The following is a 20,695-nucleotide window of genomic DNA, read 5'->3' as shown; positions in this document are numbered from 1 at the left end:
ACGCTGATTGGCTGGAATGATCGGTATTGGATTTTCAATTGTGCGGATAAGCAAGAATTTTGAAGGAATTGGGGTAGATTGATGTCGATTCTTGCTAAAAAGCAATAATTATCGCCTTTGGGATAGGTTTGATGAGATTTTGGGGCAAATTGTTGCTTATATGCACGAATTAGCTTCCGATCATACCTGATGGTGAGAAATTGCTGCTTATCCGCACAAATGGAATCGAGAGCCGTTGAGTTTTATGCAAAAAGGACTGTTCCCAAGCCGTGATTATGGCTTGGAACAGTCCTTTTTTGTTGAAGGAAGTCGTAGGGAGCTGTGGATCGATTGATCGGATTGGTTCTGTGTCGGTGGTCTTCGTACAGATGCTGATGCTCACTTCATGCGTGTCGCAACCCGCTTACCAGTACTCTGTATCACCTCAATCTGATACAGACAGGCTTGCTTGATCCGAAAGGATCAGCCCAGGCTGCCGTTACCTTTTTCCGTCAGGTTCTTGATGAACTGAAGGGCTTCGGCGCGGGTGAGGGAGGCGCTGCCTTTGAAGGAAGCGACCGTTTTGCTTGCTTTGCTGCTGCCGCTGGCGATTCCGGCGGACAGCAGGTATTGAATCGCTTGGTTGCCCGTAACGTTTTGCCCGTTGGCGGATGCTAACATCTCGGCAACTTGAGCGCGGGTGATTGTCTGGCTGCGCGATGCTTTGGACGTATTGCCTTTCGTTGGCAGGCCGAGTTGTTTGGCGCGAGCGTAATACGTGTTGGACCAAGTGCCCGACGTCGAGTTTTTCACGTTCGGCTCAAAGGCGCGGATCAGCATCGCCAGGAACTCGGATTCCGTTACCGTCGCGCCCGGCTTGAATTGTCCGTCCGTGTAGCCTTTGACCAGGCCACGCTCAAAACCCCAGGCGATGGTATCGCGGGCCCAGAACGTTTTGGCGACGTCGGAGAACGGCACGGCCGTCGGAGTCGGCATCGGCGAAGCCGAGGGGGCGGAAGGCGCCGGACTCGGTGTCGGCGTCGAAGCGACCGGCTTCGGTGCCGCGGGTTTGGCCGGCACGACCGTCGGCGTCGAAGGCGCCGGAGCTGCGGCTACCGGAGCGGGAGCAGGTGCCGGAGCGCCGCCGCCCGACGGCATCGGAGCACCGCCTCCTCCGCCTCCGGAAGGAATTTGCGCGCTGCCGCCGGAAGGTGCCGGAGTCGGAGCGGCCGGGAATTGAATAGCGCTAGGCGGCGCAGGCTGCGGAGCGGGAACTTGCTGTACCGGAGCAGGCTGCGCGGGCGCAGTCGGAGTTTGCTCTGCCGGAGCAGGCTGTTGTACCGGATCCGACAGGGTAGGCGAAGTTGTCGGAGCGGTGTTCTGCGAATCCGGCACGCCCGTTACCGGTTGGGTTGTCGAAGGATCCGGGGAAGTCGGATTGCCGCCGGCGTTCGGATCGGCCGGAGCCGAAGAAGCCGATGCAGTTTTGGCGGAGACCCAGACTCCGTCGGATTCGTTTCCGTTCATATCGACTGCGGCAAGCAGGAACTGATAAGACGTATCGGGAGCCAAGCCGGTCGCTTGGTAGCTATTTGCGTTAACGTTCACGGCCGATTTGGAGACCCCTTCATACACGCGAACCCGCGAAAAGTCGGTATCGGCCGGCGGCGTCCAGCTTAAGGTCAAACGGTCCGATTCAACCGAGGCCAGGGAAATTCCCGACACCTCGCCCGGAGCATTCTTGTCCGTACTCGATTTGAACGTTACGAATCCGTCCCCGTATAAGCTGTCGCGACCCTGGGCGCCGAGATCCACCGCGTAATTTTTCAGATTATTGCGCAGAACGCCGGGCGTAGCCGACGGATTTTGCTCTTTCAATACGGCCAAAATGCCCGCGATATGGGGAGCGGCTTGGGAAGTACCGTTCATCGAAGCATACTCGCCGCCGAGATTGCTCGGGTAGGTCGAATAAATGCCGACTCCCGGCGCCGCGAAATCCACTTTGGGACCGGTCGAAGAAAAATAAGCGCGCTGCAAGTTGCGATCCACGGCCGCGACGGAAATGACGCTGCTGTATTTGGCCGGATAATTTACCGTGTCCGTATTAGCGTTGGCGTCGGTTCCGCTGTTGCCGGCGGAAGCCACGACGACGATTCCGTTGTTGTAGGCTTTGTCGACCATGTCGTGAAGCGCTTGGGAATCTTGGCTGCTGCCCAGCGACATATTGATGATATCGACTTTTTGGCCGATCGCCCAGTCGATGCCCTCCAGCACGTCTTGCAGCGTTCCTTTTCCGTCTGCCCCCAGCGCTTTGACCGCGTACAGGGAAGCACCCGGGGCTGTACCGCTCACCATTCCGTTTCCGCTGTTTGCGGCAATGATGCCGGCAACATGGGTTCCGTGACCGTTTCCGTCCGAGAAATCCGCGGAGAAGTTCGGGCTGTCGCCGATCGTGGAAACGCCGCCGGCAATCGTCAACTCCGGATGCGGAGAGATGCCGGAATCGATAACCGCGACTTTGACGCCTTGACCCGTAAAGCCTTTTTCCCACATCAGATTCGGCGCGACTTGATTGTAATTCCAATTCGATCTTTCGTTAAAGTTGACGGCAGGCGTCGAACCGTAAGCTTCCATGTCCGTAATTTGAAACGGGATGTTGCGTTCCACGTAATCGATATCCGGATTATTCACCAGATCGCGCAGCTCTTCCGGACTTACCGTCGCGGATACGGCCGGCAGCGTTTCGAATTCGTGTTGGACTTCCGTCGCTTGTTGAAGCGCCGCTTCTTTGCCGTCTTCGTTTTTGTACACGATCACGACTTCCTGATCCGGTTCTTCCGCCGTCGCGTTATTCGTCAGGCCGGTTTGGGCCAACAAAGGCAGAATGAGTAGGGAAGACAGCGCGACCGACAGATGCTTTTTATTCATGATTGAAGTTCCTCCCGTAAGCTGAAATGATTGGATGTTAGCATGCAAACTCAATAAATTAGAGCGTGTCTTCAAACGTCGACGGGTGTAAATTTTACTGGATTTTCGTTCTCGGCAAGGAACTTTTCCGCAGTCATGCCGGGGCACTTCAGTGGAGAGTGACGAAGAACCGCTGGAACCGTATAAGATTTAGGTCCGGTTCCCGTTGAGGAAGCAAAGACAGTAAAAGATGCGCGTCGTTGAGTTTGCGTATACGCTCTAGGGCGTTCAAACCTGCCAACGTGCATCTCTTACCGCCTTTTGGCGCTGCCCCGGATTCGTACCTAAAGCGTGTACGATTCCGGCAACGTCGCGTCACTTTCCCTTGACGTGCCCCGGCACGGCTTCAGAAAAGTTCCTTATTCAGCACGAAAATTCGGCAAAATCTGCTTCCGTCGAGGTTTGAAGACACGCCCTAGTATATTTAGCTGTTTTTTTTATCGGTGGCATGCAAGCAAGAGTGTAGAGAGCTTTAAAATTTTGCGCAAAAAAGTAGTGCTAAATACAAATGGAGGCTTAATTTAGTTTAAGAAATAAGTTGACTGAAAGCGCTTTTAACCTTAATGTATAATCAAACATAATCAAAAGTTAATCAATACATCATAGGAAAACACGAATCTACCCTCTATTACAAAGGAGAAGAGATATGAACGAGCAACCTATTCGTTGGGGAATTGCACCGATCGGTTGGCGGAATGACGATATGCCGGAGATCGGAGCAGGGAATACGCTGTCGCATCTGCTCAGTGATATCGTCGTCGCAGGATTCGAAGGAACGGAGGTCGGCGGTTTTTTCCCGGATGCTCAAGTGTTGAATAAAGAGCTTGCGCTGCGTAATCTGAGGATCGCCGGACAATGGTTCAGCAGTTACATTATTCGTGACGGGATTGAACTTGTCATGGAACCGTTTCGCAAGCAGTGTGAATATTTGCGGGAAGTGCAGGCCGACGTCATCGTCGTGTCGGAGCAGACGGGAAGCATTCAAGGGACGAAGCAGAATGTGTTTGCGGAAAAGCCGAACTTTGACGAGGCCGAGTGGGAGCAATTGTGTGCCGGATTGAATGAACTAGGCGTTATTGCAAAAGAATACGGGCTGCGCCTCGTTTATCATCATCATATGGGGACGGGCGTCCAGACGCTGGAAGAGGTCGATCGGCTGATGGGCGGCACTGATCCGGCGCATGTGGCTTTGTTGTATGATACCGGGCATATTTTCGTGTCCGACGGGGATTACATGACGCTGCTGCGCAAGCACATCGGCCGGATCGCTCATGTGCATTTTAAAGATGCGCGCCGGGTCGTACTGGATGATTGCCGCGAGAGCGGAAAGTCGTTTATGCAGTCATTCTTGAGCGGGATGTTCACGGTGCCGGGCGATGGCTGCATTGATTTTCGGGAGGTCTACGATCTGCTGCTCGAACATGGCTATCGGGGCTGGATCGTGATCGAAGCGGAGCAGGACCCCGATGTGGCACACCCGTTGGAATATGCTTTGATCGCGCGGCGCTACATAGACGGTCAATTATTGAAACGTGTGCAAGTCTGATTCGGAAAAGAAACTCATATCGATCCATATCGGGAGGAACGGACCATGACATTGAAAATCGGGGTTATCGGAACAGGCGCAATCGGAAGAGATCATATTCGGCGGATCACATCCAATCTGTCCGGGGGACGGATTACGGCTGTAACCGACGTGAATGAAGCGGCGGCTAACGCAGTCGTGGAGCAGTATGAATTGGACGCGGTCGTCTATCTGGATGACCGGTCGCTGCTAGCTGAAGGGGACCTCGACGCCGTGCTGGTCACAAGTTGGGGTCCTGCGCATGAACAAAGCGTGCTGGCGGCGATCGAAGCGGGCAAATACGTCTTTTGCGAAAAACCGCTTGCCACGACTGCCGAAGGCTGCCGACGGATCATGGATGCGGAGATCAAGCACGGCAAAAGGCTGGTGCAGGTGGGCTTCATGCGTCGTTACGACAGCGGGTATGTCCAGCTCAAACAAGCGATCGACGAGCATGTGATCGGCGAGCCGCTGATGATCCGCTGCGCGCACCGTAACCCGGAATCCGGTCCGAACTATACGAGCGATATGGCCATTACCGATACTTTGATCCATGAGATCGACGTCCTGCACTGGCTGCTTGATGACGATTACAAATCCGTTCAGGTCTCCTATCCGAAAAAGACGCGTCATGCCTTAAGCCATATGCGCGATCCTCAAGTCGTGCTGCTGGAGACGAACGGAGGCGTGCTGATCACGGCGGAGATTTTCGTCAATTGCCGTTACGGCTACGATATCCAGTGCGAAGTGATCGGGGAAGACGGAATCGTGAAGCTGCCGGAACCGTCGTCGATCTCGCTGCGCAAGGAAGCGATGTTCGGCACGCGCATTCTGATGGATTGGAAAGATCGTTTTATTGAGGCTTACGACCGCGAGATCCAGGACTTTATCGATTCGGTCGGACGCGGCGAGCTGCAAGGTCCGACCGCTTGGGACGGATATATCGCGGCAGTGACGGCGGATGCTTGCGTGAAGGCGCAGGAGAGCGGGCAGCGCGAGGAGATTGTGTTGGACGAGAAGCCTGCATTGTATGAAGGATCGGCAGTCGGCCAGATGTGACGAGGCGGCTTAACGTAGATGATGGCAACAACGGATCGCAGCGGTTCATCGGGACTGAGAGCAGGGGAAGCGTGCATACAGCCGCCCCCTGCTTTGAGGGTTTGTGCTTCGCTGCGTTGTGCAATGCCAAAGAACCTTATTCCTTTATTCCGGAATGAGGTTCTTGTTGCGCGCTCGGAATCGGACAAGGCGAAAAAGCGGTGGAATCGGCACGTCGTTGAGTTTTCAAGCACGCCGCAGTTTTAACGGAACGAGACGATGCTTAGAAGGGTTTTGGAGCGGTTTTGAATTTTTAACGGATCGAGGTGACGCTTAGAGCAGAATTTGCTTTGTTTTTGATCGAAAACAAGGTGAAATCGGCGTCTAACGGCAATGCGATCCGTTAGAATCGCGGAAAGAGTTGATTTGGGCTTGTAAAGGACATACGATCCGTTAGCCGAGCCGCCGAGCCGCCGAGCCGCCGAGCCGCCGAGCCGCCGAGCCGCCGAGCCGCCGAGCCGCCGAGCCGCCGAGCCGCCGAGCCGCCGAGCCGCCGAGCCGCCGAGCCGCCGAGCCGCCGAATCATTCTCCGTCACACCTGTCGCAGCACGATTCCGTTGCTGCGGCACGACTGCACGTAATCCGCAGGCAGGTCGCTTGAAGTCACCAATACATCCAGATCGGCAAAAGCGGCGTACGTCAGCAGCGTCGATCGTCCGAACTTGTCCGAATCCGCCAGCAAAATCAGCTTTTCGGTTCGTCTGGCAATCGACTTCTTGATCTCGTATTCCAGCAGATCCGAGTTGGTCAGTCCATGCGCGAGGCTAACGCCCGTCGCGGACATGAACGCCTTGTTCACGTTGTATTTTTCCAAAGCCCGCATATCGTCGACGCCGACGAAAGAGCGCGTGCTGCGCTTATACGTGCTGCCGACGACAAGCAAATGAACATTCGGCATGGAGGCGGCGCCGTTGATGACATCGAGACTGTTGGTCAAAATGGTCAGATGCCGATCCGTATCCAAAAAGTTCATGATATTGCAGGTAGTCGTGCCGGAATCAATGAAGATCAGATCGTTGTCCTCGACGTATTCTGCCGCCGCCCGCCCGATTTCGGCTTTTTCGTCTCGACGCTCGACGTTGCGGTTTTCGAACGAAATCAGCTTTTCCGCCGACACGACGCCTCCGTACACTTTTTCGATCGAACCTTTTTGCAGGATCTGGTTGATGTCGCGGCGAATCGTATTTTTGGATACGTCGAAGGTTAGACACAGTTCGTCCAACGTGACATTTTTGCGGCTGTGAATATACGTTTCGATATCCCGGAGTCGTCTTGTCTTCATGGGCATTCTCCTGTATGGTTGATACGCAGAATTATAAAGTTGTTGCTCAAGTTAATCAACAGTTAATTATATTTTGATCGGTTTTATCGAGACTTGACGTAGAGAATGGTGTTGTATATCATGAAAACATAATCAAAATATAACCAAACGTAACAGCGATTTTGGTGCATAAGCCAGAAGCGACTGCGAGAGGAGCCTAATGATGAGCGCGATTCCGACTACGGCAAGAAAACTGAAGAACTACGTCGGCGGCCAATGGATAGAAAGCAAAACGACGCAATTTGAGAACGTTTACAATCCGGCTACGAAAGAACTGATCTGCCAGGTGCCGCTTTCGACCAGAGAAGATCTGGATCATGCGGCGGAAGTTGCCCAAGCTGCTTTCGAGAAGTGGAAAAAAGTTGCCGTTCCGCGCCGCGCTCGTATTCTCTTCAACTACCAGCAGCTTCTGAGCACGCACAAAGACGAGCTGGCCCGACTGATCACGATCGAGAACGGCAAAAGCTTGAGCGAAGCGATCGGCGAAGTGCAGCGCGGCATCGAAAACGTCGAGTTTGCGGCCGGCACGCCGTCCCTGATGATGGGCGATTCGCTCGCGACGATCGCGACGGACGTCGAAGCGGCGAACTACCGGTATCCGCTCGGCGTAGTCGGCGGCATCGCTCCGTTCAATTTCCCGATGATGGTGCCGTGCTGGATGTTCCCGATGGCGATCTCGCTCGGCAACGCGTTTATCCTCAAACCGTCCGAACGCACGCCGCTGCTGACCGAACGCTTGGCGGAACTGTTTACCGAAGCAGGATTGCCGGACGGCGTGTTCAATATCGTGTACGGCGCGCATGACGTGGTCAACGGTATTTTGGAGCACCCGGAGGTCAAAGCCGTGTCGTTCGTCGGCTCCAAGCCCGTCGGCGAATACGTGTTCAAAAAAGGCAGCGAAAACCTCAAACGCGTTCAATCCCTCACCGGAGCGAAAAACCATACGATCGTGCTGAACGACGCGAATATCGACGATACGATCACCAACGTCGTGTCCGCGGCTTTCGGTTCGGCGGGGGAACGTTGCATGGCCTGCGCGGTGCTGACCGTGGAAGAGGGTATCGCGGACGAATTCATCGCTCGGCTCAAGGAAAAGACGCTCGGCGTCAAAATGGGCAACGGACTCGACGACGGCGTGTTTCTCGGACCGGTCATTCGCGAAGAGAACAAGCAGCGCACGCTGTCTTATATCGAAAAAGGCATTGAGGAAGGCGCGACGTTGCTCACGGACGGGCGCGAACGCATGTCGGACGACGGTTATTTTATCGGCCCGACGATTTTCGAAGGCGTGACGCCGGAGATGACGATCTGGAAAGACGAGATTTTCGCGCCCGTGCTGTCCGTGATCCGCGTTAAAAACCTGAAAGAAGCGGTCGAAATCGCCAATAAGTCCGAATTCGCCAACGGCGCTTGCTTGTTCACGGGCAATGCCCATGCGATCCGCTATTTCCGCGAGAACATCGACGCCGGCATGCTCGGGATCAATCTCGGCGTCCCTGCTCCGATGGCGTTCTTCCCGTTCTCGGGCTGGAAATCGTCGTTCTACGGCACGCTGCACGCCAACGGCAAAGACAGCGTCGACTTCTATACCCGCAAAAAAGTGGTGACGGCGCGTTATACGGAACCGACTTTCGAATAAACTAGCGCTTACAGCCGACGGAACATTTTTCGATTCAAAGGAGGAGTGGGCGTGGTCAGTCATTTGCAGCGCAAACCGCTGAACGAAAGCCGCGGGGACGCGAAGGTTTTACAAGAAGTGATGAAAAACGATTCGGGCTTGCAGTACGTCGGATTCCGGTTGATACAGCTTGCGCCGGGCGCGGTATATGAAGAAACGCTCGGTAGCGACGAATGCTGCATCGTGGCGTTAACCGGACGAATCGACGTGACGCAAGGCGAGCGTTTTTTTGGAAATATCGGGACGAGAGAGAGCGTGTTCGAACGAAAAGCTACGGATAGCGTGTTCGTCTCGGGCGGCCAGTCTTTCAAGGTACAGGGGCAGTCGACGGCAAAAGTCGCGCTCTGCTACTCCCCTTCGCTCCGGCCGCTGCCGACCAAGCTAATCAAGGCCGAAGACGTCGGAACCGAGGATCGCGGCAAATATCAAAACAAGCGCACCGTGCACAACATTTTACCGGATTCCGATCCTTCCGCCAGCAGTTTGCTCGTCGTCGAAGTGTACACGGAAGGCGGCAACTTCTCCAGCTATCCGCCGCATAAGCATGACCGGGACAATCTGCCGCAGGAGTCGTTTTTGGAAGAGACGTATTATCACGAACTCGATCCGCAGCAGGGTTTCGTGTTCCAACGCGTGTACACGGACGATCGCAGCCTGGACGAAACGATGGCCGTGGAGCATGGCGACGTCGTGATCGTGCCCGTAGGTTATCACCCGGTAGGCGTACCCGACGGATATTCGTCTTACTATTTAAATGTGATGGCCGGTCCGCAGCGAGTCTGGAAGTTCCATAACGACCCGGATCATGAGTGGATATTGGAACGCAAATAAGCCGAAGGAGCTGTGAACCGATGACTAATGAAGCAAGCGGCGAAAAATTCGACCTGATCGCGATCGGCCGAGCCTGCATCGACTTGAACGCGACGGAATACAATCGGCCGATGGAAGAGACGATGACGTTTACCAAATACGTCGGCGGTTCTCCGGCCAATATCGCGATCGGTTCGGCCAAGCTCGGGTTGAAAACGGGCTTTATCGGAAAGATCGCGGACGATCAGCATGGAAGGTTTATCCGCAATTATATGGCAAAGGCGGGTATCGACGTCTCTGGTATGGTTGTCGATCAGGAAGGCCACAAGACGGGGCTTGCTTTTACCGAAATCAAAAGTCCCGACGAATGCAGCATCCTGATGTACCGCGACGATGTGGCCGACCTTTACTTGAAGCCTGACGAGGTGAACGAGGACTATATCCGACGTGCGGATCTGCTGGTCGTATCCGGTACGGCGTTAGCGCAAAGCCCTTCGCGCGAAGCGGTGCTCAAAGCGGTACATCTTGCGAAAAAGAACGGCGTGGAGATTGTGTTCGAGCTGGACTACCGTCCGTATACGTGGAAATCGGCCGAAGAGACCGCTGTTTATTATGCGCTCGTTGCCGAGCAGGCGGACATTGTGATCGGCACGCGTGACGAATACGACATTATGGAAAACGCGGTCGGCGGTTCCAACGAACGGACGACGGAAGCGCTGTTCAAGCATACCCCGCGCATCGTGGTCATCAAGCACGGCGTGGAAGGTTCTTACGCGTATACGCGAGAAGGCGGGACGTACCGCGCTCAAGCCTACAAAACGAAGGTACTCAAAACATTCGGCGCAGGCGACTCGTACGCTTCGGCTTTCCTGTATGCGCTTGCTCAAGGCAAAGGTCTGGAAACGGCGCTCAAGTACGGCAGCGCTTCGGCATCGATCGTGGTTAGCCGTCACAGTTCGTCGGACGCGATGCCGGGCGTGGAGGAGATCGAAGCTTTGATCGCCGATCAGCCGGTTCTTCATTCCTGACCTTTTCCGGCAGCGCGGCCTCGGTACCTTGTCAATGCTAAAGGTTGGTCGAGCTACTCATACCTCAATTTTATAAAAGGTGGATGTCCATATGGGCCATACGATCCGGTTGACCACAGCGCAGGCGCTGATTAAGTTTTTGAACCAACAATACATTTCCGTCGACGGGGAGGAAACGCCTTTCGTCGAAGGTATCTTTACGGTGTTCGGGCACGGCAACGTGCTCGGTATTGGGCAAGCTTTAGAGCAGGACCCGGGGCATTTGAAAGTGTTCCAGGGCAAAAACGAGCAAGGCATGGCGCATTCCGCGATCGCGTATGCGAAAGAGAAGCTGCGGCGCAGCATCTATGCGGTAACGGCTTCGTCAGGTCCCGGCTCGGCCAATCTGGTGACGGCGGCGGCTACGGCGCTGGCGAATAATCTTCCGGTGTTGCTGCTGCCTGCGGATACGTTCGCTTCGCGCCAGCCCGATCCGGTGCTTCAGCAGTTCGAGCAGGAATACAGTTTCGCGGTGACGACCAACGACGCGCTGAAGCCGGTGTCCCGATATTGGGATCGCATTACTCGCCCGGAGCAGTTGATGAGCAGCCTGCTGCGAGCGTTCGAAGTGCTGACCGATCCGGCCCGCAGCGGTCCGGCGACGATCTGCATTTGTCAGGATACCGAAGGGGAAGCGTTTGATTACGACGAGGGATTTTTCCGTAAACGCGTGCATTACATGGATCGACTTCAGCCGAGCGTTCGAGAGCTGGATGCGGCCGAGGAGCTAATTCGAGCAAGCAAAAAGCCGCTGCTGCTGGTGGGCGGCGGGGCCAAGTATTCCGGCGCGCGCGAAGAGCTGATCGCTTTTTCGCAGGCGTACCATATTCCGTTGGTCGAGACGCATGCGGGGAAATCGACGGTCGAGTATACGTTTGCCAACCATTTGGGCGGAACGGGCGTGCTGGGAACGTCGGCTGCGAATGCGATCGCGCGCGAAGCGGATCTGGTGATCGGCATCGGCACGCGGTATACGGATTTTACGACTTCATCGAAAACGGCGTTTGATTTTGAAAAGACACGGTTCTTGAATATCAACGTAAGCCGGATGCAGGGGTATAAGTTGGAAGGCGTACCCGTCGTGGCCGATGCAAAAGTTGCAATCACTGCGCTGCATGAACGGTTGGACGGTTATCAAAGCGAGTTTGGCACGCGCATTTCCGAACTGAAGGCTGCCTGGGAGGCCGAGCGGGATCGCTTGGGCGGCGTGCGTTTCGAGCGGGAAGGCTTCGATCCAGAAATCAAAGGACACTTTTCCCAAGAGATTCTGAATGAATACGCCGACGCGCTGGGTACGGAGTTTGCGCAAACGGCGGCGCTGATCGCGATCAACGAAGCGGTGGACAAAGAAAGCGTGGTTGTCTGCTCGGCAGGCTCGCTTCCCGGCGATCTTCAACGGCTGTGGAATGTGGAAGCGCCGAACACGTACCATTTGGAATACGGATATTCGTGCATGGGTTACGAAGTGGCGGGAGCGCTAGGCATCCGTCTCGCCAAACCGGACCGCGAGGTGTACGCGATGGTTGGCGACGGGAGCTTCTTGATGCTGCATTCGGAGCTGGTAACGGCGCTTCAGACGGGCAACAAGATCAATATCATGCTGTTCGATAATTCCGGTTTCGGCTGCATCAACAACCTTCAGATGGGCAACGGGGGCGGCAGCTTCCACTGCGAATTCCGCAACCATGAAGGAAACGTTATGAATATCGATTACGCGAAGATCGCGGAGGGATACGGAGCGAAAGTGTATCGGGCCAACACAGCCGAGGAAGTAAAAGCGGCGATCGAAGACGCGAAAAATCAGACCGTCTCGACGCTGATCGAAATGAAAGTTTTGCCGAAAACGATGAGCGAAGGTTATGACAATTGGTGGAACGTCGGCGTCGCGGAAGTGTCGGAGAATCAAGCGGTGCAGGCGGCGTACGAGCGCCGGGCGGAGATGCTGAAGACGGCGAAGCAGTATTAATAAAAAGCGTAGAGTGCGGATCGTTTATTGATAAACGCACCAATCAAGCGGACGGACTCTTTCCTAGGCAGGAAAGTATCCGTCTGCTTTTTTTTGCGTGTGCAAATGCGTGATCCTCCATGCTTGAAGACGGAAAACGAGCATTTCGTCAGGTCGGAAAATAAACTCCGATCAAGGCGTCACGATCTTCACCTGATGCGCTTCGGCGTATTTGACGTACTCTTCGCTCGGCGTACTGTTGGTGACCAGCACGTCGATCTCGCTGAGCGAACAGTAGGTCGTCAGCGCGTACTTGTCGAATTTGCTGTCGTCGATCAGAAGAAACACGTTCAAGCTTTTTTGCACGACGGTGCTTTTGATATCCGTTTCCAGCGGCGAGGAATTGGTCACGCCGTTGGTCAGCGAGACGCCCGTGGAAGCGACAAATGCTTTGTTGATATTGTATTTTTTGAGCAGCTCGATACTTTGAAATCCGACAAAGGAGTCGGTTTTGCGTTCGAACATGCCTCCCGTAGAAAAAATGCTCAGTCCCGGATAGGGCTTGGCCTGATGGATGAAGTCGAAGTTGTTGGTCACCACCGTGATCTGTTTTTGGCTAATAAAAGGCAACATTTCGATCGTCGTCGTGCCGGAGTCGATGAAGATAACGTCTCCGTCTTCCACATGCTGCGCCGCAAGGCGTCCGATTTCCTGTTTTTTGGTCAAGTTGCGGTCTTTCCGTTCGTCGAACACGACGAGCGTGGAATGATTGACCGATACGCCGCCGTACACTTTGCGAAACACGCCGGAATCGACCAGGTCTTTCACGTCTCGGCGGATGGTATTCATCGACACGTCGAAGTGCCGAACCAGTTCTTCCAGCGAGACGGACTCGTGTTCGAACACGTATTCTTTCAATTGATTGATACGTTGGGATTTAATCATGGATGGTTCTCCTAAGCACGAAATTTGTGAAGTGTTGATCAACTTCTTTGTTTCTTATTCTATATGTAAATCATTCAAACCAAAAGGAAAACGAAATCTTCGTTTCCACCGTTCTTTTTTCAAAGGGGGAATTGACGTGCATATGTTGATTTATAATGATCCGTCCGGCGAAGCTTACCGTAAACTGATCGATTACATGACGGCTCGCACCGCCACGTTTTCGCTAAAGGGCCCGCGCATCCGCAGATTTCCGGAGCCGGACGAGCCGCCGATTCCGGAATGGCCGATTCTCGAAGAGATCCGGCCTTATTTCGTCGAGGAGCGGGTCGAGCATTGCGAGTACGGTCATGACGATGAGCACGGCGTGTATCAGGATTACTCGTACGACGATATTTTGTGGCATTACCGCTGCTGCCCGGAGACGGCGGAGTTTTTGAAAAAGACGACCAATCATCTGTTCGGCTGGAATCATCCGGCGCTGCCGGAAGATTTGTGCTTTTGGAACGAGAAGCGAATGTATGTGATGGGCGCGACTTCGCATGAAGATATTGCCACGATCCATACCGTTCCCGGGGAGGTCGAGAAGCTGTATCATGAAATACCGGGCCTTTTTATTATCGAATACAATGCTTTCCGCGATCCGCTGCATATGCTGGAACTGACCCGCCATCATCGGCATGACCGACTGGAGCTAATGGGGCCGGGAGCCGCGGAAGCGCTGGATCGGATCGATGAACTTCCGTGGCTCCGCGTGCTGGAAGTGCATGACGAGACTTTGGAAGAGCTCCCGGAAAATTTGTTCGCGGTAGAGAAATTAAGATATTTAACGTTATGCACACGAAACTTGCAGCGTATTCCTGCGAGTATCGCCCGTTTGCAAAATTTGCGTTCTCTCGAAATGACCAATGTTCCCTTACTCCCGGAGGGTGTTGCCCACACTCAAAAATCCACGGCAGGCTCGAAAGCATGGAAGCTGCTGCCGAAAGAACAACTGGCGTTGACGTCGCTGCCCCCGGAGATCGGTCTTTTGAAAAGGCTGCGTTCTTTGACGATCACCTATACGGGTTTGCGGGAACTGCCTGAATCTTTTGCCGGACTTCGCAATCTGCGCAGGCTGGATTTGTCGGACAATTTGATGGAAAACGAGAATCCCGATATATTAAAAAAGTTACCGAAGTTGAAGTCTGTATATACGGTGCGTGACAGCGGAATGTATAGCGGTCCGCACAGTAGGGGGTATTTCGAATGAACATTTACAACAATCCTTCGGGGGACGCTTATGGTCGGTTGATCGATTACGCGATGGCGCATTGCGAGACGTTTTCGTTTGTGGATACAAGGCCGCCGGGAGGAGACGAATACGAGATACCGCCGTTGCCGCTGCGGATCGTGGAAGAGTTGGACCCTTATATCATTTATGAAACGCGAGTGGAGACAGGTATCGGGACCGAAGATCGTTTCTATCCCTTCGATCAAACGACTTACGTGTGCCTATGCTGTCCGCAAGCCGCGGCAATCGTCAAAACTTATGCGGACAACCTGCTTGGCTGGATTGGTGAAGGGATGCCGGAGGATCTTTGTTTTCAAAATCCCGACGGCGAAGACTGGCTTTGGACGGTGACGCATGAAGGATATCGCGAACTGCGGGTAACGCAGGAGGAAGCCGATGAATTAAAAGAAACACTCCGAGGCGTCATGCTGGTTGAGCGTCAATCGCCGCTTTCGGCGGAAGAGCTGTTTGAGCTGGCGAAATATCACGAGTCGGATCGCTTTGTCTATGAAAAATTGGGCAGTGATCGGGTGTTGGCACGTTTGCACGAAATCCCCAGCCTGCGCATCATCGACCTGTTCGACGCACATATCACCGACTTGCCGGATAGCCTGTTCGATCTGCCGCATCTGGAGGAATTAAAGATTTGGACTGGTAATTTAGATGGCATTCCAGCCTCGATCGGTAAAGCGCAAGCGTTGAAAAGCCTGACGATTTACAATGGATGCCACCCTGACCCGAACGGCGAGCCGGACTGGAAAGCCCCTTCGAAAGAACAATTGAAGTTGACTAAGCTGCCGCCGGAAATCGGACAACTCGAACAGCTTCGCTCCCTTGATCTTACATACAGCGGCTTAACCGAACTTCCGGATGAACTCGCGAATTTGCGCCGACTTGAATATTTGAGTCTGGTCAATCATCGGATCGAAGAGAAGCCGACGGTGTTGAAAAAGCTGAATCATGCGAAAAATATAACGTTTAGAAAAGACGGCTTTTTCTGAGCAGGCTCGAAATGAAAGGAACGGAATGCCATGGGAAAAAGAGAATGGCTCGAACGCAATCAAATCCTCGTATACGCAATCGCGCTGATTGTCGGTCTTGCGGTCGGTTTGTTTAATGAGCAATGGGGTCAAGGCATAGAAGCCTGGATTTCTCCGCTGCTTGCCGTGCTGTTGTACGGGATGTTTACCTTGATTCCGTTTCTGAAATTGCGCGAAGCGCTGGCGAACGGACGTTTTATCGCTGCGCTGCTGCTGACGAATTTTGTGGTTGTTCCGTTGACGGTATGGGGGTTGTTGGCTCTTTTCCCGCAACCTGAAGCGATCACGATCGGGGTCTGCTTGGTGCTGCTGACGCCTTGCATTGATTATGTCATCGTGTTTACTGCGCTCGGTAAAGGCAACGAGCAAGCGATGACGGCTGCTACCCCTGTATTGTTCGTCGTGCAAATGGTGCTGCTGCCGGTGTATTTGCGATTGTTCGCAGGCAAGAAGGCCGCCGGGCTGATGGAGGTCGGTCCTTTTGTCGAAGCGTTCCTGCTGCTTATCGTATTGCCGTTGGCTGCGGCGATACTTACGCAATTGTGGGGCAAACGGGGAAAGCAGGATGTGGATGCTCAAAAGGCAGGGAAAGAGGTCTGGAGAGGAACGCGTCGTTCGATCGGAACGCGCGTGCAGGATGCGGCGGCTTGGATCCCGGTGCCGTTCATGGCGCTGGTCTTGATTGCGGTAACAGCCTCGCAGATCGGACGAATTGCCGACGACCCGCTTCCGGTGCTGCGAGTGCTGCCGATCTACGCGCTGTTTATGCTGCTTATGCCGCTGCTTGCGCGAGTTGTGGGTCGGCTGATGCGTCTGGATGCGGGGGACGGGCGTGCGCTGATTTTTAGCTCATTTACGCGTAACTCGCTGGTGGTATTGCCTTTGGCGCTCGCTTTGCCGGGTGAAGCGGCGGGAATCGCTGCCGCGGTAATCGTTGCGCAGACGCTGATCGAACTGATCGGCGAGTTGATTTATGTACGGGCGGTGCCGAAGCTGTTGTGGCGGGATCATGGAACTGCATAAGGAGGAAGCCAGCATGAGATTTCGATCGGAATGGACCCCCCGATCGCTAACGCTGTCGAAACTGCAAGAGATCGAACAGGCAATTTGCGCTATTGAAGCTTTGCTGTCCGATGGAGCAAGCGAAGCGGCCGACGAGCAGATCGGCGTACTCAACGAGACTTACGGTCGAAATGAAGAAGCGGATCTTTTTCAAAATTACGAAGATTCCATGTCGCGCACGGAGCTGGCTCTTCGACTGTCACAGCCTGAACCGCGTCCGAGCCAACACGTAACCCGCGCAGAGTTGATCGAGTTGGTTCGGCGGATTCAGGACCCTGACTACGCGATCTCCGCGCTAGTCGCTCCGCTCGTCGTGAATGATATCGAGCAGTCGGAATCGGCGCAATCGGAGGTTTCTTCCGCAGATCAAGCAGCCTTCCTGCAGGAATATTATTTGGATCTGCTAACCGTTAATGTATCGCTGCCCGGCATATCCGATCTCATCTTCTGGGATGATCTGGAGGCGGAAGATATTGTGGATCGCGCACTTGCGTATCAGCCGATCATACTACCGCCAACCTGATCGATCCCGTGCCTTTTTAATCCGCGTCATGATCGGCTTCATACCGATAGCGATTCAGATCAATCCGACCCCCAATGCCGAACTCTACGCCTTCAGCTTCAAGCCGTTCCTGCTGCTCGCCGCCACCGCCGTGTTCATCCAAAGCAATCTCGCCGCGAATATTGACCACCCGATGCCAGGGCAATCCGTATTTGCGGCTCATCGAATGCAGAATGCGCACGACTTGTCTCGCGCCGCGAGGACTTCCTGCAACGGCCGCTACTTGCCCGTAGCTCATGATTTTTCCTTCCGGAATGCTGCGAATGGTCTCGATCACAGATCGCGTGAAAGGCGCCAAAACATCTAACTCATTTTCACTCTCCGATTGCTTCGATCCATCTTCGGTTTCGGCAGTTGCGAGGTCTTTGAGAAATTCAGCGTCAAATTCCGCGCGCAAACGTTCCTGATCGTTCATGTATATGTCCTTTCTTTTCTCAAATTCAACTTTTGGCGATCCGATCATTCACCTGCTGCTCGATCCGCTCGAACGTGATGTCCCAATGCGAAGCGCTCCACAATAACTCTCCGTCCTGAATAAGTAAAACCTGAGGCGATTCGTGCTTGAGTCCCGTCTTCGTTTCGATCTCGTTGGAGAGCGGACGCGATTCAATGACTTTGACCAGTGCGCATACGATGGGACGCTTCGGCTTGCGGGTGTAGACTTTGAATTCTTTGAACGCCGCACCGCTGATCGGGCAGGCTGTACTGTGTTTGAGCAGCAGCAGGGCACGCTCGTCGGATTGCTCCAGTAATGTCGACCATTGTTCAATCGAGTCGATCTCTACATAGTTGGGTTTCATCGTGGTGAACTCCTCTCGAAATGGGGATTACGCGATTCGGCTCTGAACATGCAGCTTGATTTTTTCATTATACCCGTTTTCGAGTCGTAGGTCTTTTTACCGAAAAATCGATTGGATTATGATTCTACGCCTTCTCGGATGGTATGATTGTAAAAGAGCGATACGGACCACAGTCCTATGCGATCCGCGCAGAAGGGGACGTTGGCCGAATCCATGCCGAGGAGGAAATCATCATGGGAAAAGAAATTCGAACTCGCGTCCTGACGGCAGCCGTTGCGGCCAGCTTGGTGCTGGGGGTGGCACCGACGTATGCTTTTTCGGATATCAAAGACGCCAATCAGGCAGCTATCGTGCAATCCTTGCAGCAAAAGGGTCTGATTCAAGGAGTGAGTGCCGACAAATTTGCTCCGAACACCAAGTTGACCAACGCTCAGGCCGTGCAGTTGATCGTGGATGCTATCGGATTGGATTCGGCCAAAAAGAAGTCGGATGCGCCCGCATGGTTTTCAGCCGTACCGAAGACTGCCTGGTACACGGATGCGCTCAAGACGGCGTTGGAACGGGGCATCGTCATCGACGGGACCTGGAATGCGAACGGCAATCCGACGAGGCAGCAGTTTGCTAAGTTACTCTATCTCGGATTGCTGCAAAAGGGAAACTACGCCAATGTAAGTAAATACACGTCGATTACCGATGCCAAGCAGATCGCTGCAAAAAATCGGGTAGCCGTCGAATACTTGTTAATGACCAAAATAGCTTCGCTCGACTCCGGTAAAAACTTCCGACCGACAGCCGCAATCACGCGTATGGAGGCGGCGGAAATGATCTATTATGCCGAACGCATGGTGAATAAAAGTTATGCTTCTTCCGGAACTGTCACCGTCACCTACAAGGTGGAAAACATAGATCCGGAGTTTAATAAAGTCACGCTTACGCGCACCAATTTGCCGGGAACCGGACATGGATTGAAGATTCGCAGCATTGAGTTCGTATCCGATACGGAAGCCGTGATTACGTATGCGGCAACGGAGCCGCAATCCGCGAATCCATATTCGGCAAACGCGGTCGCGTATGTGCCTGTGATTTACGATATTACCGTCAAAGCAGAGTAAAGTTTGGCAGGTAAATGGTGGAATGAAAATAATGACGTCTAACAGAAAATATTGAAAAAAGTCTGGAGTTTTGAGTCCCTCCTGGCTTTTTTTTGTGCGTGAAAATCGCGTAACTGAGGGGGTTTTACTCACTTATTTAAAATTGAAAATAATTGTTGACCTTTGTCTCTTTTTTCATATATAATTCGAAAGCAAAGTTTAAAACGTTTGTTTTAAACAGTAGTTTAAACGGTGGCGAAAAGCGTAACCGAGAAAAGGAGAATCATCGAATGGGTCAAATTTTTAAAGCGTTCCTCAAGCTGCCGACGACGAAAGTAGGCATTATCACGGCTGTCTTGTTTCAATTGATTTTTACGGTGGTGTGGATGACGGGATATCAGGGGATTAACGATCGGATCGATCGTCTGAATATTGCCATCGTGAACGAAGATCAGGCCATGGGCGCAACGATTGCAGAGAACTTGCAGCAGAATCTGCCTGTCGGCGTCCAAACGGGCATGAGTCTGGCTGAAGCGCAAGACATGCTGCAAGATCGTCAAATCCAGATGATCGTGCAAATTCCGTCGGACTTCGCGTCGAAGGCGCAGTCGCAGGAATCGGCTTCGATCAACTATTTCATCAACGAATCCAATCCGGTGATGATCAAGAACATGATGACGTCGATCGCGGATAGCATTACGTCGACGGTCAACAAACAAGCGGTAACGAACGGCATGGCAGGCATTCTGTCGAGCCAGGCCAAATTGCCGGAAGAAGCCGCTCAGACCGCAGCAAACGTAATGTCCGAACGTGTCGTTTCCAATATTGAATCGGTCAACGTCGTGCAAGGCATGAACAATCAAATGGTGCCGATGATGATGGTGTTGGCTTCGTATGTCGGCGCGATGATTATGGGTCAAAACTTCCAGATCTCGTCGAAAGCGCTGGGCGCTCGTTTCGGACGCTGGCAGCGCATGGCGGTTCGTCTGATCGTTACGGCGGCTTCGTCGGTAGTCGTATCGCTCGTGGGCACCTCGCTCGTGGCAGCGTTCGGCGGCCAGATGGCTCATGGATTTTTGGCGCTGTGGGGCTTCCAAGCCTTGTTCCTGCTGACGTTCATGTTCATGGCGCAAATGTTCCTGTTCGTGTTCGATATGGCAGGCATGTTGTTCAACATTTTGGTCTTGTCGGTGCAGCTGGTCTCGTCCGGCGCGATGATGCCGCGCGAGCTGCTGCCGGAGTTCTACCAGGCGCTCGGCAACATTTTCCCGGCTACGTATGCGGTGGATGGCTTGATGAACGTCTTGTTCGGAGGAACGGGAACTTCGGGAGACGTTATCGCATTGCTGCTGATTATCGCCGTATCGCTTGTACTGATTATTGCTTCCACGGCACTGCGCCGCGACAAGGCTCCGGTACCTCCGATTGTGGCGGCTGCCGAGGCATAATGGTATGATACACGCATAAGGTATTAGAGAGCCGCCGCGAAAGCGGCG

Annotated in this window: 18 protein-coding genes; 12 read left to right on the top strand and 6 right to left on the bottom strand. The window is 53.6% G+C overall.

Annotated elements, in window-relative coordinates; genetic code table 11:
- Positions 1 to 462: 462 nt before the first annotated feature.
- Positions 463 to 2,907 (bottom strand): S8 family serine peptidase, encoded by a 2,445-nt coding sequence (locus SACSAC_RS24295; protein ID WP_037291030.1) that lies wholly within the window; start codon positions 2,905 to 2,907, stop codon positions 463 to 465.
- 685 nt (positions 2,908 to 3,592) lie between these two features.
- Here SACSAC_RS24295 and iolE point away from each other — a divergent pair.
- Together iolE and iolG are read left to right on the top strand one after the other, a co-directional pair.
- Positions 3,593 to 4,492, top strand: a complete 900-nt coding sequence (iolE, locus tag SACSAC_RS24290; RefSeq protein WP_037291029.1) for a myo-inosose-2 dehydratase — start codon at positions 3,593 to 3,595, stop codon at positions 4,490 to 4,492.
- 45 nt (positions 4,493 to 4,537) lie between these two features.
- Positions 4,538 to 5,569 carry a bifunctional inositol 2-dehydrogenase/D-chiro-inositol 1-dehydrogenase gene (iolG, locus tag SACSAC_RS24285; protein ID WP_037291028.1) on the top strand — a complete coding sequence of 344 codons (1,032 nt, stop codon included), beginning with the start codon at positions 4,538 to 4,540 and terminating at the stop codon, positions 5,567 to 5,569.
- Positions 5,570 to 5,811: 242 nt separating this feature from the next.
- Here the strand turns inward: iolG and SACSAC_RS24280 are convergent, their stop codons facing one another.
- Both SACSAC_RS24280 and SACSAC_RS24275 read right to left on the bottom strand, forming a co-directional pair.
- Positions 5,812 to 6,177 (bottom strand): hypothetical protein, encoded by a 366-nt coding sequence (locus tag SACSAC_RS24280; RefSeq protein WP_037291027.1) that lies wholly within the window; start codon positions 6,175 to 6,177, stop codon positions 5,812 to 5,814.
- Positions 6,141 to 6,890 carry a DeoR/GlpR family DNA-binding transcription regulator gene (locus SACSAC_RS24275; protein ID WP_037291026.1) on the bottom strand — a complete coding sequence of 250 codons (750 nt, stop codon included), beginning with the start codon at positions 6,888 to 6,890 and terminating at the stop codon, positions 6,141 to 6,143. The genes SACSAC_RS24280 and SACSAC_RS24275 overlap by 37 nt, the downstream gene beginning before the upstream one ends.
- Before the next feature lie 202 nt (positions 6,891 to 7,092).
- Here SACSAC_RS24275 and iolA point away from each other — a divergent pair, with 202 nt between their 5' ends.
- The 4 genes from iolA to iolD all read left to right on the top strand — a co-directional run bounded on the left by iolA (position 7,093) and on the right by iolD (position 12,450).
- Positions 7,093 to 8,568 carry a methylmalonate-semialdehyde dehydrogenase gene (gene iolA / locus SACSAC_RS24270; protein WP_211251377.1) on the top strand — a complete coding sequence of 492 codons (1,476 nt, stop codon included), beginning with the start codon at positions 7,093 to 7,095 and terminating at the stop codon, positions 8,566 to 8,568.
- 51 nt (positions 8,569 to 8,619) lie between these two features.
- Positions 8,620 to 9,438: a 5-deoxy-glucuronate isomerase gene (gene iolB, locus SACSAC_RS24265; protein ID WP_037291023.1), complete on the top strand. Its 819-nt coding sequence runs from the start codon at positions 8,620 to 8,622 to the stop codon at positions 9,436 to 9,438.
- Positions 9,439 to 9,458: 20 nt separating this feature from the next.
- Positions 9,459 to 10,445, top strand: coding sequence for a 5-dehydro-2-deoxygluconokinase (gene iolC, locus SACSAC_RS24260; RefSeq protein WP_037291022.1), 987 nt, complete (start codon positions 9,459 to 9,461; stop codon positions 10,443 to 10,445).
- A 91-nt stretch (positions 10,446 to 10,536) separates the two neighbouring features.
- A complete protein-coding gene (gene iolD, locus SACSAC_RS24255; protein ID WP_037291021.1) occupies positions 10,537 to 12,450 on the top strand; it encodes a 3D-(3,5/4)-trihydroxycyclohexane-1,2-dione acylhydrolase (decyclizing) in 1,914 nt (637 codons plus the stop codon).
- Positions 12,451 to 12,621: 171 nt separating this feature from the next.
- On the opposite strand, the gene SACSAC_RS24250 is transcribed toward iolD, so the two are convergent.
- Positions 12,622 to 13,374 (bottom strand): DeoR/GlpR family DNA-binding transcription regulator, encoded by a 753-nt coding sequence (locus SACSAC_RS24250; RefSeq protein WP_037291020.1) that lies wholly within the window; start codon positions 13,372 to 13,374, stop codon positions 12,622 to 12,624.
- 142 nt (positions 13,375 to 13,516) lie between these two features.
- Here SACSAC_RS24250 and SACSAC_RS24245 point away from each other — a divergent pair, with 142 nt between their 5' ends.
- The 4 genes from SACSAC_RS24245 to SACSAC_RS28530 are packed head-to-tail and all read left to right on the top strand — an operon-like array spanning position 13,517 to position 17,269.
- Entirely contained in the window at positions 13,517 to 14,623 is a 1,107-nt protein-coding gene (locus SACSAC_RS24245; RefSeq protein ID WP_245608762.1) for a leucine-rich repeat domain-containing protein, read from the top strand.
- Positions 14,620 to 15,645, top strand: coding sequence for a leucine-rich repeat domain-containing protein (locus tag SACSAC_RS24240; protein WP_037291018.1), 1,026 nt, complete (start codon positions 14,620 to 14,622; stop codon positions 15,643 to 15,645). The genes SACSAC_RS24245 and SACSAC_RS24240 overlap by 4 nt, the downstream gene beginning before the upstream one ends.
- A gap of 30 nt (positions 15,646 to 15,675) precedes the next feature.
- A complete protein-coding gene (locus SACSAC_RS24235) occupies positions 15,676 to 16,707 on the top strand; it encodes an arsenic resistance protein (protein ID WP_037291016.1) in 1,032 nt (343 codons plus the stop codon).
- 13 nt (positions 16,708 to 16,720) lie between these two features.
- Positions 16,721 to 17,269, top strand: a complete 549-nt coding sequence (locus SACSAC_RS28530) for a hypothetical protein (RefSeq protein WP_051507377.1) — start codon at positions 16,721 to 16,723, stop codon at positions 17,267 to 17,269.
- Between the two features lie 16 nt (positions 17,270 to 17,285).
- On the opposite strand, the gene SACSAC_RS24225 is transcribed toward SACSAC_RS28530, so the two are convergent.
- Together SACSAC_RS24225 and ytxJ are read right to left on the bottom strand one after the other, a co-directional pair.
- Complete coding sequence (locus SACSAC_RS24225) at positions 17,286 to 17,606, bottom strand: MGMT family protein (RefSeq protein WP_037293669.1); 321 nt, start codon at positions 17,604 to 17,606, stop codon at positions 17,286 to 17,288.
- A gap of 142 nt (positions 17,607 to 17,748) precedes the next feature.
- On the bottom strand, positions 17,749 to 18,108 hold the full coding sequence (gene ytxJ, locus SACSAC_RS24220) for a bacillithiol system redox-active protein YtxJ (RefSeq protein WP_037291014.1): 360 nt from the start codon (positions 18,106 to 18,108) through the stop codon (positions 17,749 to 17,751).
- A 233-nt stretch (positions 18,109 to 18,341) separates the two neighbouring features.
- Here ytxJ and SACSAC_RS24215 point away from each other — a divergent pair, with 233 nt between their 5' ends.
- Entirely contained in the window at positions 18,342 to 19,220 is an 879-nt protein-coding gene (locus SACSAC_RS24215; protein WP_037291013.1) for an S-layer homology domain-containing protein, read from the top strand.
- A gap of 269 nt (positions 19,221 to 19,489) precedes the next feature.
- Positions 19,490 to 20,647: a YhgE/Pip domain-containing protein gene (locus SACSAC_RS24210; protein ID WP_037291011.1), complete on the top strand. Its 1,158-nt coding sequence runs from the start codon at positions 19,490 to 19,492 to the stop codon at positions 20,645 to 20,647.
- The last annotated feature ends 48 nt before the right edge of the window (positions 20,648 to 20,695 follow it).

This window comes from Saccharibacillus sacchari DSM 19268 (assembly GCF_000585395.1).
GTDB lineage: Bacteria > Bacillota > Bacilli > Paenibacillales > Paenibacillaceae > Saccharibacillus > Saccharibacillus sacchari.
This window is presented reverse-complemented; position numbering and strand designations above follow the sequence as displayed.

Excerpts from the sequence above, each read along its gene's own strand:
- SACSAC_RS24240 (WP_037291018.1), top strand. The coding sequence starts at position 14,620 with ATGAACATTTACAACAATCCTTCGGGGGACGCTTATGGTCGGTTGATC.
- SACSAC_RS24245 (WP_245608762.1), top strand. The coding sequence starts at position 13,517 with ATGTTGATTTATAATGATCCGTCCGGCGAAGCTTACCGTAAACTGATC.
- ytxJ (WP_037291014.1), bottom strand. The coding sequence starts at position 18,108 with ATGAAACCCAACTATGTAGAGATCGACTCGATTGAACAATGGTCGACA.
- iolG (WP_037291028.1), top strand. The coding sequence starts at position 4,538 with ATGACATTGAAAATCGGGGTTATCGGAACAGGCGCAATCGGAAGAGAT.
- SACSAC_RS24250 (WP_037291020.1), bottom strand. The coding sequence starts at position 13,374 with ATGATTAAATCCCAACGTATCAATCAATTGAAAGAATACGTGTTCGAA.
- SACSAC_RS24275 (WP_037291026.1), bottom strand. The coding sequence starts at position 6,890 with ATGAAGACAAGACGACTCCGGGATATCGAAACGTATATTCACAGCCGC.
- SACSAC_RS24210 (WP_037291011.1), top strand. The coding sequence starts at position 19,490 with ATGGGTCAAATTTTTAAAGCGTTCCTCAAGCTGCCGACGACGAAAGTA.
- SACSAC_RS24295 (WP_037291030.1), bottom strand. The coding sequence starts at position 2,907 with ATGAATAAAAAGCATCTGTCGGTCGCGCTGTCTTCCCTACTCATTCTG.
- iolE (WP_037291029.1), top strand. The coding sequence starts at position 3,593 with ATGAACGAGCAACCTATTCGTTGGGGAATTGCACCGATCGGTTGGCGG.
- SACSAC_RS24215 (WP_037291013.1), top strand. The coding sequence starts at position 18,342 with ATGGGAAAAGAAATTCGAACTCGCGTCCTGACGGCAGCCGTTGCGGCC.
- iolC (WP_037291022.1), top strand. The coding sequence starts at position 9,459 with ATGACTAATGAAGCAAGCGGCGAAAAATTCGACCTGATCGCGATCGGC.
- iolD (WP_037291021.1), top strand. The coding sequence starts at position 10,537 with ATGGGCCATACGATCCGGTTGACCACAGCGCAGGCGCTGATTAAGTTT.
- iolA (WP_211251377.1), top strand. The coding sequence starts at position 7,093 with ATGAGCGCGATTCCGACTACGGCAAGAAAACTGAAGAACTACGTCGGC.
- SACSAC_RS24235 (WP_037291016.1), top strand. The coding sequence starts at position 15,676 with ATGGGAAAAAGAGAATGGCTCGAACGCAATCAAATCCTCGTATACGCA.
- SACSAC_RS28530 (WP_051507377.1), top strand. The coding sequence starts at position 16,721 with ATGAGATTTCGATCGGAATGGACCCCCCGATCGCTAACGCTGTCGAAA.